Here is a 14,151-nt window from a genome sequence, read left to right as displayed (position 1 = left end):
TCGCTTTTTACCAGAGACCACCAACCCAAAGGAGCACGACCATGACGAAGCGCACGACCAAGACCACCAAGCCCGAACCCACCGCCGCCGAGACGTACGCAGCGAGGCGCAACGACATCGCCCGCCTGATGGACGTGCTGCAGATGGAACTCGACAAGCACGCCGAGGGGGCCAAGGCCGACCCGCGGAACTGGGGCTTCGCGGGAAGCCTCGGGAAGGTGCGCAGCGACCTGACCGATCTGGTCGGGTTCCTCAGCAACATGGACCCCGAGCACGTCGAGGCCTTTCTGAACGACGCCGAGTGACCAGAACCACCGACCGCAAGGAGCAACGCCATGAACATCAGAACGATCGTGATCGAAGGCATCGAGAAGGACGTGAAGATCAGCCGCACCGAGCGCGGCGCGGAAGTGACCATCGAGCAGAACACGCGCCACGCGGGCAGGCAGGACATCTGCATCGCGCACATCGCCCGCGACGAGGACCGCGAGCGCCGCTACGCGAAAGCCACCGACGTCGCCAAGGAGGTCTACGGGACCGACCGCCGGGGCCGGGCCGCCGCCACCAACTCGATGGTCCACGAGGTGCTCAACGAGATGGAGCGCGTCGCGGGCTTCTGACAGAACCCACGCGGCGTCGCGGGGAACCGCGACGGCCACGCTTCCCCGCCGCAGCGTGCGACGGGATTCCGCACCAGACAGAAGGAGTTTCACATGGCTCGCAAAGGCACGATCAAGAACATGGGCAAACTGCAGCGCGAATTGAGCGATGCGCGGAAGTCCCGAAAGGCGGCGAAGGCCGCGCCGCCCGCCAAGGAGACGACGCCCACCCCCTCGAAGCGCATCAGCGCCCTCAGCGCGGCGGCGCAGGTGCTCGCCGCGAGCGAAGTGCCAATGCGGGCCAAGGAGATGATCGCCGCGATGGAGGCGAAGGGTCTGTGGACGAGCCCCGGCGGGAAGACGCCCGAGGCCACGCTCTACGCCGCCATCATCCGCGAGATCGCCGCCAAGGGAACGGCCGCACGGTTCAAGAAGCACGAGCGCGGGGTGTTCGTGGCGGGGAAGGGAGCCTGAATCATGAGCACGCCCCCCGCCCCCAGCCGCGAAGCGCAACTCGAAGCCGTGCTGCAGGCCGCGCTCTACCTGCTCGGCGCACGCCAGGACCACATGCTCACCATCGAAGAGTGGACGGACCTCGCGCGGGCCGCCGCCACGTGCCAGGAGCGGATGACCGCCGAGTACCTGACCGACCAGGACCTCGAGGACATCGCCGAGCGCTACGCCCTCGAATGGGACGAAGCGACCGACGGCGCTCTGCCCACGCTCGACGACGAGTGAAGCGTTCATCACGCCTTGCTCCCAGCCGCGACGCGTGTCGCGGCTTTCTCTTCGGTCGCAAGGTGCCGTCCAAACCCCGATGGCGACTCATCGACACATCGATCATCCGGGCTCGACGAGTGTGTCGTCCTGAGGCGAGTGGGCACTGCACGCACATTGCTTGCAACTCGGACATACCAGGCTCACCTTGCCCCGGGATTGATGGCACGGCACGGATAGCACGTCACAGCCAAGGAGGGCATCGATCCATCCCTCACCACGGAACGAGCTGCTGTTGACCAAACGTTCGATGTTCTGCAACTGAATGACCGGGAACCGTGTGCCGCAACGGCATCGAAACACGCCCCATACCGAACTGCATCCAGAGCACTCGACGCTGAATGCCGCCGATGGGAGGTCAAGAAGCTCAAGATTGCCGTGCGCTTCCCAGCAAACCGGACATACGCACAACTTATCGATGCTCACGAATGCTGCGTCAATCTGTGCACGACACTGCTCGGCACGTTCATCTGCATCTCGGCGTGCATGTTGGGCAGCCTTGCCGCCAGCGGATGCCGTGGCCTTGTAGAGGGCGTCCCTTGCAAAGGACAACAGGTCGGCCAGTCCCTTTTCACGCGGCTTCGGGCGTCTCAGCACGCGCCACTCGTCACGATTCTCTCCCCGCACCGTCCACTCCATGCCCGCAGGTGTGCCGGGTATCGAGCATCGCACTTTGGGTGGATACGCAAGCAACTGTGGAGCATGCAGGTGCCACCGCAGGTACCGGGCGACCCGCTCAACGCTCGCGATGTCCCATGGGGAAATGGGCAGTGTCGAGAGCTTCGTTCCGTGCGTAGTGCCAGGCACCCAAGCAGAAGTTGAGTGCCAATTGGCCGAAGGGTGCAGCTCGGCGGGAGAGCTCGCCTGCACGCGAGGCGCGGGCAGGTGTAGAAGCAGGACATGGTCCTCCGAAGCTCCCGTCGCTGCGTCGCCTAGTTGTCGTCGCAGAGATTCAATGTCGCCGCCAGTTTCGCCGTCAAGCACCGCTGGAACGCCAACCACTCGAATGGCGACGCTGCTGCAGCGGATCGTCACGACCGCATCTCGCGGCGGAGTGATAGTGCAATCCGCGACAGGGCCCACCAGCTGGATCGGTATGTCATCAACGGTCGTGCTTTGGAAGGACGCTTCCGGCTGGAGGTGCAGTTGCTTAGCAGCCCGCACTACAACAAGCCAACTGAACCACGACATTGCCGAACACACTGATTGCTGCCGCTCGTAGACCTGCTGATCAGAAAGCGGCCGCTCAGCCCCGAGCTCCGTCCAGCGTTTCCACAGTGTCGCCACTTTGCGATAGTGCGGGTCATTTGAGAGGATGTTTGTATACCTCAAGCCGCTGACGGGCGCACCGTGCGGCACTGCACGGTACAGTGGGGAATCGAGCAGTCCAAGCACTCGTATGTAGAGGGCGTCGAGCCGGGCTTGGGTGTGAACGGCGACATCTGCCGCGGCATCGTCTTGGATAGCCTCGGCCCAGAGTGCGTAAAGACGGTCGCGTCGCCAGTGGTGCCCACTCGCTGCCCCAGAAGCGTGGTCGCTGATCTGGCTCAACATCCGTCGAATGTCTGCCAGCCTCGCCAGCCGCACCTGCAGGTACAGCCTGATGTGGTCAACAAGCCGAGCCGCCAGCCGATTTTCATAGATGTCGGCGTTCTCATCCGGCACTAAGCACAGGACCCTTCGCGGGCGCACACCGAGAACAGTTGGCCGCTCCCAGTCTTCACGGTGGGAGGCGAGCCGAGCGATGGCCTGCCGGGCCACACGCCGCGCTCTCGCTGTGGGAACCAGGTCGGATTCCACCTTGAGATGCGTTCGAGGCATCGCGCACACAGTCTCGAGGAATACGAGATTCTCTTCGAGAATCTCATCGAACATACGAATTCGAAGGTAATCATCGAGTCGCGGCGCCAACGGTGATGCCGCCACCCAGTCGTCCCACACCGCCCGCGAAGCGAGCCTCGCCTCGAACTGCTCATTCATCTGGGAAAGCGCGTCGGTGTCCGCCGACGACGCGAGCACACGCTGGCTGAACTCCCCGTCCCACCTTGCCAATCGGTCGCAATGGACCGACCACGAGCGATCTCGCCGAGGTACGACACGGTCGCCATCAGCAGCCTCTATCTCGTTCACGGCGGCCCCAGCAGGACACGACGGCAACCACCAGCGCCCCGGCACGAGCGCGTTGTCGCCCTTGCGGACGGGTCGCCCCGATAGCAGATCCTTGAGGTCGGTGGTCATGACGCGGCCTCGCCCTCCTCAAACGATCGGGTGCGTATGAGCGAAGTCAACAGCTCCTCACACTGAGTCGGTGCCGGATCGAGCTTGCGGTCCTTCCACCGCGACCGAAGCGCCGTGCGGAGTTCCTGCAGTTCCTTCACGCGTACATCGTGGCGATTGCGCAGCTTTCGCAGAAGCTTGGTGGCGACGACATGGTCGATGGCTTCGCCGACCGTGCCCCCAGCCGCCACGATCACCGGGGCATATCGGGTGATTTGCCTCTCCAGGCGATTGCCCCAGCCGATGTTGAACTTGCCTTTGAGCTCCGGTTCCAACGCTGTGACGAAAGCGTTGGCCTCTGTGGCCTCCCGCACATGGCGCTGGCACGCTGTGTCGAACAATCCGCGAAGCGCGCTGCACGACGCTGGCGGCGGCACTGATGCCGCAGCTGGCTTGAAACTGGTCGGATGCCGGGGCAGTTCCATTGTGTGCGCTCGGTCATACGTCTTGTCCGCAAAGTCCTTGGTCGTTTCGTCGTGGTTGGCGGTACCCACAAACCACACGTTGGGCGGTACCGCAATCGCCGTGCCCTCTTCGAGCAACCGCGTCGGCCGCCTCGGCGGACGACTATCCATCAGCCCAAGTTGCGGGAGATTCGGCTTCTTGGGGCTTTCGAGTTCCGACAACAGATCAGCGCCGAACTGTTCGATGTACGACAGGTTCATCTCGTCCAGCACCACGATGAAGAGACGATCGGACCAGGTAGGGCACTGCGCGGCGTACAGCGCCTTGACAAAGGACGATTCGTGATACTTCTTGTCGAACGCGTTGTAGTACCCGAGGAGGTCCTGACGATCACGCCATCCGGCCTGCACGGCGACGATGTCGGCGTGTCCGCCGAGCGCCTTGGCAAATGCCCTGGGAAGGCTGGTCTTTCCTGTTCCGCTTATTCCCTGAAGAAGGTGAAGGCGGCTCATCGCTAGACCGGCCAGGAAGCAGCGGATCGTGCGGTCGTCGTAGAACAGAGCCTCATCTGCGGCCATCCGATTGCGGACGTCATCCACAACCTGCTTGAGGTTGGGAGGCTGATGGAAGCGTGCTGGGGGATTCTGGTATTCGGAATCCGCAGCGTCCATCCGCTCGAGTTCAGGGTACGGATTGCGGCCCGACGCCTGATTCAGCCGACCTTCAACCTCAATCTGAAGCTGGTCGTTCGCTTCCTTGAGCGCGGCATTCCGTAGTTCGAGGCTGCGCAGCGCCACACGCTGAGTTTCCATCTCGCCCACTGGCATCCGCATTCGTTCGAGTTCTGATCGCGCTTGGGACAGGGCGGCACCCAGGCGTTGGTTCTCGACATCCAGAACGTCGACACGCTCCTGCGCCTTCTTGTATAGTTCCACTGTCGCCTGTCCCGGCCGCGCGTTCAACTCCATTTGCAGACGGTCCACCTCCTTCCGAAGGTGGTCTCGCTCGCTAGTCAGGTCCACAAGCGATGCGCCTCCAGCGGTGCCAAGAATCGCCTCCAGTTCCTTCACTCGCAGTTGCGACCTCTGGAGTTGGTCACCCACGCGCTTCTGTGACTCAACGCCTCGCTCAATGGACCTTTCCAGTGTTTCAATGCGGTCGTTGACCCGCGCGGTCGCCTGCTCCTCGGCCAACAGCTCCATGTCCTTGATATGCTCAAGCTTGTAGGTGATCTCTCGCTGTGCACGCTCGATTTCAACGCGTTCTTTTCCGAGGGCAGCACGGTCTTTGTCGAGGACCTCACGCTCCTGCTGCAACAACGCCCTCTGGGCATCCACATCCGCAACACGGCGCTGGTGCGCGGCCTCGAGTGCGTTCCGGGCATCGCGCAGCTGCTCAGGAAAACCCTCACTCGCCGCAGCCTGTAAAGCGATCAACTCCAGTCTGCGGGCTTCCATTTCGGAATCTCGTTTGGAAACGTCGGTCTCTCTAACCGACAATGCAAGTTCGCGTCGTTCCAGTTCCTCCAGCCTGGTCGCCACTTCTGCTTTCGCCCGCTCATGTGCGACCCGCGCGGCGTCCGCTTGATCCTTCAGGCGATTGAGGGCGTCCCTTGTGTGTCGCACACCGCGAAGGGCCTCAACAAGCTCTGCCCTCGATACCTGCGTACTGACGGGGGGCGCGACACTTGCTGGCGAGGCTTCGGGGCTTCCGCCGTCCTTGAGCGGGTCCGGTGAATCTGTAGTTGCCGGGGCCAACGCCTCGGTCTCTGCCCGGGCTTCGTCGACAAGCTGCTGATCCGACATGGTCTCAAGTCCATCGGTTGGTCCAACTGCCCCAGAAGGGGAGTCCGCACCTAACTGCCCGGACGCGCCGATGCGACTGTGATGGTCTGAAGTGGGAGTTCCCCCCTTCGACAGGGGAGAGCCACCTGCCGATGACAGGATGGTCTGCGCAGAATGCCCAGGCAACCCACCAAAGCCGCCGGTACTTCCGGGATATCCGCCGGCCTGCTGCCAAGGCTTGTTTTTGTTCTTGTTCTTCTTGCTCATGCCTGCCTCCGCGTTGCGACGGGGGCTGACGCAGCCACACCGGCGAGTAGGGTCTCAATCATCCAGTACACCGTTGCGATCAGAAACTCCACGTCATCTGAGCTCGGCGGTGCGCCGCGAGAATGGTGGGCTGCGTCGCCAGCAACCTCGAACGCGCGATCGAGGTCTTCCATAAGGGTTGGTCGAACTCGAGCAGCGAGGCGAAATGGGTGGTCCGGCCGTTCTTTCGCCACGAGGGCCGTTGCCATCACGGTTGCTGCCAGTTTGTAGTTGTTGCCATATTTGACAACTGACCACACTTCTTTCGGTCGCACGGCAAATCGTGTTGGTGGCGGACCCGCAATCCCGCACGAGTGAATAGCTGACAGCATCCAGTTCTTCAGATAGTCTTCGTCACGCGGGGTATTCTGAAGGAGGCGCACTCGCTCATGCAGCGTGGAGAGCGGATAAGCGTCTGACAACGAAGCAAAGCATGCTTCCATCGCCTTGCGCGCAGCCAAGGACGCACGATCAAGGTTGCTGCCACGCTGCCGTGGGTTCTTCGACTCACTGGCCCACAACAGTGCATCTTCCATGCTGACAAGGTGGTCATGCCCACGCCAAGTACGAAAGCTCGTGCCGAGCTTTGTCGCCACCTGATCCTGCGCCATCTGCCAGACCAGAGATGGATCGACCGTGTCTGCCGAGGTGGGGTGCAATGTCTGCTTCCTCGTCAGCCGCCGAATCTGTTGGTCGAACTCCTTGTCGAAAGCACGCAGTCGATCGGCGGAATCCAGAAGCCGGCGGCTCTCGCCCAGTCCGAATGGATCCATGATGCGCCAGTCGTCGCCTTCATCGCCCTCTTCGAGTGCGGTGCTGTAGGCCACCGTGGCGAGGAACATTGGCGTCGCACGCACATCGATGACATTGACGCGCCTCAGAGCCGTCGGGCGGGCGCGATAGCCATCAGGGGCCGTGTCATGCGCGTCGGCGCGCCCCGACGATGCCGATCGCAGATCCCCGAAATGCCGCCGAATGGCTGCGAGAACGTCGTTGGCCTCAGGCACGGCCGGCTCGTCCGGATGCGGCGGTCTCACCGTGATACATCGCTGTTGCCGGGAATCGGCCACTGAGCCGGTTTCGATTCGAAGGCCATCTTCTCCCCGTGTCACGTCGGCATACTGCAGTTGGTCGGCGACCCGAGGCATCACCAGACCCGTAATGCCACACTGGAGAACATGGACGACATTGATGCTCGTTGCCTCTATCTCGCCGGCATCCAAGGCGTCCATCCCTTCGGTTGTGATGCCGGCGCTCTCATCAAGTGTTCCTTGCTGCACGAGGGATTGCTGGATGATCTTGACGAGCTTTCGGTCGATGTTCAGCAGACTGCCGATATGCTCGGCATCCGAGATACGGGCTCGAGCGCAACCGAGCACGGCCCGCTCGAACGGACCGAGGCGGGTGTTCGGACGCGATGGGGCAGCAACTCTCCTCACCCAAACGGGCCAGAGAAGCCACTGGCCCTTGCGGCCATCGGGCCATCGAAGGTTTGCCATCTGGATGGTTGTGGCCAGGTTATCAAATGCGGACGCCATGGGCACCTCCGCAGAACATGTGGAACTGTCGCAACGCTGAAACCCCAGGTTCGTTCGCCAAGACGTCGTCCTTGAACATGTCGGCATCACCAACCACAACCAGTAGCCGTTGCTGGCGGCTCATCGCCACGCACACCCGGTTCTCCAGCAGCAAGAATCCGAACTTCCTTCGGAGGCTGGCTGCGTCCGAGGTGGGAAGCCGGTTGCTGCGCACCAATGAGAGGAACACGATGTCGAACTCCATCCCCTGGAACGAGTCAACCGTTCCAACCCGGAGTCGAGCCCGACTCTCGCTTGTTCCTGAAGTAGATTTCCACGGCGATGTGGGCTGCCACACACCTTGGGGATCCTGTTCGACGATGCCTTGGTGACCGAGCGCCCGATTCAATGCCTCAACCTGCGCGGAATAGAACGTGATGACACCGACGGTGAGGTCGGGGCGATCTTCCATGAGCCGTTTCACTTCGCCAGCGATCCAGTCGGCCTCGAGCGGGCGGCTCTTGCTCTTGCCGCCGAGTTCCTGGCCTCGTTGCAGCGGCATGTCTACCCAGGCTGCCACTTTGCCTGCATACTGACCGGTGAGGCCGTGTGCGAAGTCTGTCGCTGGCCGGCCGTTGGTGAACTGCTCTCCGTAAGGCGCGTAGAACGCGTCGTTCACAAACGTTCCGAGCGCCGGCGGCATGCGATATTGGGTGTCGAGGCGAACATATCGCTTCACGCCGTCTTTTTGCTCCAACGCCCTCACGTGGCCGACCAGCCGTTCGAACATGCTTCGGCCAAGTGCCTCCTTCGTCGCCTCTGTAGCTGTCGTGGAGAGTTCGCGCTCGACGCTCGGCTCCAGAACATGCGGCAGCTGTCGGTGGTCGCCGACGAGAACGATGCGCCTCTCCGCGATGGATAGCGGAATCATCAGGTCCAGAGGATTGCACCTCGCCGCTTCGTCCACGATCACGGTGCGGAAGCGGGGCCATTCTTCGGCCGATAGGTCGATTCCAGATAGCTTCACCGCCTGCATGTCAGTTCCCACGGAATGCTGCACAGTCGACGCGAGGGAAGATGCGTACCGCGAGAGCTCCTCCCGCACGGCCTGCGGATCGGCCTCCAGCTCGTCGATCAAGTCCTCAACGGCCACGGATGCGTCAAACGCGGTGTTTCTGGCGACGCTTTCCAGCTGAGCTTGGACGCGCAGGAGCGCCTCTTCTACAAGCACATTATGTAGTGGGCCAGCTTCTTTCACCCGGGGAGGCTGGAGCCTGTCCATGAGTGCCGTGCGAAGGTCGGCGAGAACGGATAGGCCGGGAGGAACGCCCTCACCCTTCCAATTTGCCATCGACGAGATGACCTGTGTTTCTAGTTCGGTGAGGAATCCTGTGCCGAGTCCCTCAAGCGCGATAAGGGCCTTCGTAGCGCGGTGCGGTCCGTCATCGCTCGCTGATGCAGCAGTCGTCGGGAGGCCGGCGACCGCCCGCAGAGCCAGTTCCTGCTCGAGCGGGAGCCTCTGAGCTGTGGCTGGATTCCTCAGTTGCCGAATCAACTTGTCCAACTGCTCGGCCATTGGAGCGTCCAGCCATGGGCCAGCTTCAGCGAGCACCTGCTGAAGCAGATCAGCACTCGCGTCGTTGCCCGAAGGAGCCTTCTGCTGGGCCAGGGCCAGGCGTCGCACATTGCGTCGAACGACATGCACCGGCGTCGCGGGCTGATTCGCGACGCTGCCCTTGAGTTTGGCAACAAGGTCACGCCTCCAACGCTCGGTCGCATCGCCGTCGTCTGTGTGACCCGACTTCACGCCGATACGGAATGACGGCAGGCCAAATGCCGTGCTCGCCGCAGCAACGTTGTCCACCGCGTCATGCTGGTAGCTCGTCAGGAGCGTCTGACCGAATGGACCTGAATCTCCCTCTCCAAGCTCCGCCAATCGTGCCTGAAGCGCCGCAATCACGCGCGTCTTGCCTGTTCCAGGAGGTCCCTGAATGATCGCGATGTCGGGCGTATTCAGCGCGGCATCAATAGCCATTTCTTGCGCTGGCGTGGGATCTCCCTTGAATGCTTTGCGAGCTACCGGTGATAGAGCGATCTCGCGCCGCCGCTGCTTCACAGGGAAGGGTTTGCCCTCCAGCAATAGTCCTAGCCACGGCACCGGACATCGTGCCGATGCAACCAAGTCTCGTGCCTTTTCGCGTCGCGCCAACCGCTTGCGGTCACCAAACACGGCGATGCTCAAGAAGCCCGTCTGCGGTGGCGGGGGCCAGTCGGCTCCCCTAGGACGGACAATCACGCCGATGGAGTCGACATCGACCGGCGCGCCGACAAAGGTGCGTGCGCCGCCAGGCCGCTCGTCCGAGGCGGCCGGCTCCTCGGTTGCCTGCAGGCCGACGCGATCTTCCCGACAGTCGCGGAGTCGCTCACGCCCCTGCGGATCCAGGCCGGGACATGCAAAGCGAATGCCCTCTCGTACTTCAGACCAACTCGAGTAGGCCAGGTGCCCGAACTCGGTCGCCTCGTTCTCCAGGGAACGGCGTTCGACCTCGTTGTACTCTTTCCAGATGCCTAGGTAGCTGCCTGCCTGTTGAACGAGGGCATTCAGATCGGTGCGCACCGCGGACGCCACCGACCCTTTCGAGGCATCGCGGAAAGCGATGTCGGCTTGGATCAGCCTCTGCGCGGTTGCGGCACCGCCGCTGCTACGGCTTGGGGCAATGCGCTTGACAAACAACGCCGCGGCCTTGCTGTCATCTCCGGGGATCTCTCGCCGCTGGATATCCATCACGAGACGCGGACCATGTACTCGGAAGCCGCTTCCGAGTGCGCTTCCAACTGAGCGCCCCGCTGACACGATGATCCTCCAGCCGTTTTCTTTGTAGGCGGGAGCAAGCAGGAACTCCTGTCGCAAAAACTCCTCGATGGCGTCGAATGTGCCGAGCGATCGGTTCGCCATCAGAGTTTCTGTGAGCTCGTCGTCAACGTGGAGCGCGAGTTCATCAGGCAGCAGGAGTCCACTTGGGAACTCGTGCACCTGCAACAGCACGGCACGACAGCTCGCGGGCGCACCATCGGTCTGCACAATCCACGCGATGCGTGGGAGATCCCGCTGGATCACATCCTCGATCCGACGCCTCGCTCGGGGATCCTGCCCACTGACACGAAACCCACGCTCTCCCACCTTCAGCGTTGGGCCGAGCTCGGGAGAGCTTGTCAGTAGAGCTTCGACGCCAGCGGTCACTGTACCGTCGAATGTCTCGCCGTGAAGGGGGCGCAGCTCAAGCCGTACCACTGATCCGAACATTCCAGTCAACTCTGTGGGCTTCATGACTTCTTGCCTCCCATCAGCCAGAGGTCAAGCACTCGGTGCAGTTGATCGCTCGGTCCAAGATGAATCGTTGTCTGGGGGAGGTCGCCGTCAGCCTTCAGAGTGACGGGCGCATCGGTGAGTGCGTGCCGGCGCGGTGGCTTGCGGAGTTCCAATACCGCCTCCGGCGCACGCCGCTGGACATCCACGCCTTTCCCCGTGAAAGACACGGTAAGCAGTTCAGATGCCGCATGGCCATGAGAGTGACCGGCGGCAAGGCTCTGGTCGATGAGCATCTGATCTCCCGCGGCCAACGCGAACGAGTCAACGACCTGGTCGTGCTTGTCGGGGCCAATGACGTAGCCCCCCGTTTTGTCGTTTAGGGCCGGATCCCAGATGCGGAGCCGCCCATAGAGAAACGGCGATCGCGGCGTTGAGCACCACGGGCACGATTCGGCGGTGCGGTAGAAGGTCGCCTTGCAGTTTGGGCAAACGAGACAGTTGCGGCTCGCACGCTCAAGCGCCTCGGCCCACTCGCTTGCTGACGGGCGTTTGCGTGGATCGGACAATCCGTCTCCGAAGGCCTGTGACGCCAGATGCCGAAGATTGCCAGAGAGCACGACGTCGCGCTCGCGTATCCCTCGACTCGATCGATTCGCAGGATCGGTCGGGTGGTCGATCCAGGGCAGGAGGCCGCACAACGCTCTCTCCTCCAGATCGGGATCGCCTTCCTCCACAAGGTCCCCCTGCAGTGGATGCACTAGGACCAGCGTTGCAAAGGCAACAACGGCGAGTCCATGGGCATCGGTCAGCGTCGACACGAAGCCACGACGGGCAAACACCTCGGGAGCGCCGTATCCGGGCGTATAGACGGGTTGGTTGTTCGGCGAGGATTCATAACGCAAGTTGTCTGCGTCGATCAGATACACGGTGTCCGATGTCGTGACTGTGGAGACGAATATGTTGGCGGGGGACACGTCGCCGTAACACAGTCCCTTGGCGTGCAGCATTGCGAGCGCCGTCGCCGCGCGCCCGCACACCTTCAGCCGGCGGCGGAGTCCGCCGGTATCGAGGTACCAGCGCCGCAAGGAAGCAGTCCCCGATGGAGGCACCATCAGCTGCTTGAGCGAGCTCATGTCTGTGAGAAGGCGCATGATGTAGCCTGCGTTAGGTGATGCGAGCACGGCCTCGGGCTGGGCGATAGGAATGCCTGCAAGGTCCAGGGTTCGAAGGAACTGCAGTTGCCTCTCGAGTCTCTTGGGATCCGTCTTAGAGCCAGCAGCGAGCACCTTCGCTGCGAGTCGGCCACCCTGAACCGCGTAGACGGCACCCTGCCCGCCTTCACCGAGACACTTGCCGAGTTGGTACTTGGCACCCCGAGAGTCAACCACGAAGGTGGGCTGGGTCACGTCGCCACCTCCCCGCCTGTCCACATGACCGCGAGAGTTCGATCGTCCGTAGCTCCTGGGGTCGGCCAGGCCTGGAGTTGCCGTCGAAGGCTCGCCCGCCATCTTCTCGTGCTGAGTTTGCCAAATGTCGCGATCAACCAGTCATGAAAGGCCTGGAGCCGGTCCTGCGACAGGTCCTGTGAAACGCCGTCGCTGGCCAGCAGCGTGCGAAGTTGTCCGGCGCGATCATCGAACTCCTCCACAACCCAACCCCGGCTTTCACGTCCGTCTCCAAGTGCCACCGTCTCTCCGAACTCACCGCCTCGAAGCGGAATCACCCGGGGCTCCGCCGCTCCGTCGGAACGGGTCACGACCGCCAGGCCGTCGCCGAGCCCGCCGACAAGGAGTCGGCCGCCGTGAGTGCGCACGGAAAAAAGGCATGTCGCGGCGCATTCGGTTGGATTGCGCCTTTCCAACCGCGAGTTCCATGCGGCCGTGATACGTTCTGTCAGTTCTGTTGGGGGTGTCTCGGGCTTCATTGATTGCACCGCATCTCTTACCGCACGACAGGCCGCCCGAGAGCCGATCTCGGCGTAGCGGCAAGATCCCACACCATCCGATACCACGAGGACGACACCTTGGGGCAGCCGGCAGCTTGCCCAGGTGTCCTGATTTGCGCGACCCTCGCGGACGTGTCGAGGCCCCGCGATGGATGCGCCGATCGTCCGAACTCGGGGTCGAACAAGTCGGCACGATCCATCAGAAGGTGTCGCGTGCGAGATCGGGGGGGGGTTGGATGGGTGCCGCATTTGGTGTCGCGCTCCTCGAGCGTGACGTGACGCTCATCGTTACCCAGCGGAAAAATGTCTGGACCTGGCGGGCATCGCTCGCTTGCAGTACCACTTTCGCTGGATCGCCGAGGAAAGCGGCGAGCATGGCCTTGTCGGCGTCATCGCCGATGCCGAGCGCGAAGCGATCTGCACGGCTACCTCGCTCCGAGGCCAATAGCCGCTTCACGGGCTCCTTCCACTCGTCTGTTGGTTGGCCATCCGACACCAGCACAATCGCCGGCCTGTACGCACGGCCGGGAATCCGCTGCCGATCCTCCACGAGAGATGTTGCCAAGCTGATAGCTGCGCCTAGTGGCGTGCCGCCGTCAGCCTGCATCGGTGACCAAGCCGCCTTCGACGCGGGAGTGAGCTCGGAGTGGATCTGAGCTCCAGTCTTGCCGAAGGTGATCACGGAGACTTGGATCTCGGCGCGATCCTGAGCTTCGGTCGCAAATGACTTGATCATCTCATCGAGAGCATGATTCAGCGAGTCAATCTTGCCGTTCTCGCTCATGCTGCCGCTGATGTCCGCAAGGACAATCACGGGCAAGGGTCGGGGAGTGGCGATGGTAAAGTCCGACAGGGTGGTCATAGGGTCTTTTCCTCCTGACACGGGAAACGATCCCGTGCAACAAGTTTAGTGCCGTCCGCGCCAGCTGCGCTTGGGTCTGGCCACATGCTGAACAGTGACGATGGCGTCGTCTTTGGAAACAATGACGGCGGTGTCACGCCAGCGGTCAAGGTCGATTCCGTGGCGGCGTTTTGCCTCAACAACCGCACGTTTGCCAAGGAAATAGGCCTTTGAGCCGTCCCCGGCGTGATACTCCTGGCCGTGCGCCACGACGAACTCAACGGCATCGCCAGTGAGCCCTCGCTGCTGGCACCGGACGACGGCGTGGGTGGTGAAGCGAAGGACGTGTCTGGTGTTCAAGGCGACCATTCGCGAGCTCCTTTTCTAACC

At 62.4% G+C, this 14,151-nt stretch carries 12 protein-coding genes; 4 read left to right on the top strand and 8 right to left on the bottom strand.

The window, feature by feature from the left end:
• Positions 1-41 precede the first annotated feature (41 nt).
• The 4 genes from KF838_04645 to KF838_04630 all read left to right on the top strand — a co-directional run bounded on the left by KF838_04645 (position 42) and on the right by KF838_04630 (position 1,337).
• On the top strand, positions 42-305 hold the full coding sequence (locus KF838_04645) for a hypothetical protein (GenBank protein QYK49141.1): 264 nt from the start codon (positions 42-44) through the stop codon (positions 303-305).
• Positions 306-335: 30 nt separating this feature from the next.
• Positions 336-620 carry a hypothetical protein gene (locus KF838_04640; protein QYK49140.1) on the top strand — a complete coding sequence of 95 codons (285 nt, stop codon included), beginning with the start codon at positions 336-338 and terminating at the stop codon, positions 618-620.
• Between the two features lie 93 nt (positions 621-713).
• Entirely contained in the window at positions 714-1,073 is a 360-nt protein-coding gene (locus KF838_04635) for a winged helix-turn-helix domain-containing protein (protein ID QYK49139.1), read from the top strand.
• Between the two features lie 3 nt (positions 1,074-1,076).
• Positions 1,077-1,337, top strand: coding sequence for a hypothetical protein (locus KF838_04630; GenBank protein ID QYK49138.1), 261 nt, complete (start codon positions 1,077-1,079; stop codon positions 1,335-1,337).
• Positions 1,338-1,439: 102 nt separating this feature from the next.
• On the opposite strand, the gene KF838_04625 is transcribed toward KF838_04630, so the two are convergent.
• Genes KF838_04625 through KF838_04590 form a run of 8 tightly spaced genes read right to left on the bottom strand, consistent with a single transcriptional unit; the run spans position 1,440 to position 14,130 of the window.
• Positions 1,440-3,614 (bottom strand): hypothetical protein, encoded by a 2,175-nt coding sequence (locus tag KF838_04625; GenBank protein ID QYK49137.1) that lies wholly within the window; start codon positions 3,612-3,614, stop codon positions 1,440-1,442.
• Positions 3,611-6,109 (bottom strand): AAA family ATPase, encoded by a 2,499-nt coding sequence (locus tag KF838_04620; GenBank protein QYK49136.1) that lies wholly within the window; start codon positions 6,107-6,109, stop codon positions 3,611-3,613. The genes KF838_04625 and KF838_04620 overlap by 4 nt, the downstream gene beginning before the upstream one ends.
• On the bottom strand, positions 6,106-7,686 hold the full coding sequence (locus KF838_04615; protein ID QYK49135.1) for a hypothetical protein: 1,581 nt from the start codon (positions 7,684-7,686) through the stop codon (positions 6,106-6,108). Before KF838_04615 ends, KF838_04620 begins: the two co-directional genes overlap by 4 nt.
• Positions 7,670-10,993 carry an AAA family ATPase gene (locus KF838_04610; protein ID QYK49134.1) on the bottom strand — a complete coding sequence of 1,108 codons (3,324 nt, stop codon included), beginning with the start codon at positions 10,991-10,993 and terminating at the stop codon, positions 7,670-7,672. The genes KF838_04615 and KF838_04610 overlap by 17 nt, the downstream gene beginning before the upstream one ends.
• On the bottom strand, positions 10,990-12,381 hold the full coding sequence (locus KF838_04605; protein QYK49133.1) for a hypothetical protein: 1,392 nt from the start codon (positions 12,379-12,381) through the stop codon (positions 10,990-10,992). Before KF838_04605 ends, KF838_04610 begins: the two co-directional genes overlap by 4 nt.
• A complete protein-coding gene (locus KF838_04600) occupies positions 12,378-13,169 on the bottom strand; it encodes a protein phosphatase 2C domain-containing protein (protein QYK49132.1) in 792 nt (263 codons plus the stop codon). Before KF838_04600 ends, KF838_04605 begins: the two co-directional genes overlap by 4 nt.
• Positions 13,120-13,782, bottom strand: a complete 663-nt coding sequence (locus KF838_04595; GenBank protein QYK49131.1) for a VWA domain-containing protein — start codon at positions 13,780-13,782, stop codon at positions 13,120-13,122. Before KF838_04595 ends, KF838_04600 begins: the two co-directional genes overlap by 50 nt.
• Positions 13,783-13,827: 45 nt before the next feature.
• Complete coding sequence (locus KF838_04590; protein QYK49130.1) at positions 13,828-14,130, bottom strand: hypothetical protein; 303 nt, start codon at positions 14,128-14,130, stop codon at positions 13,828-13,830.
• Between the last annotated feature and the right edge of the window lie 21 nt (positions 14,131-14,151).

It is taken from the genome of Phycisphaeraceae bacterium, assembly GCA_019454185.1.
In the GTDB taxonomy this organism is placed as follows: Bacteria; Planctomycetota; Phycisphaerae; order Phycisphaerales; family UBA1924; genus JAHBWV01.
This window is presented reverse-complemented; position numbering and strand designations above follow the sequence as displayed.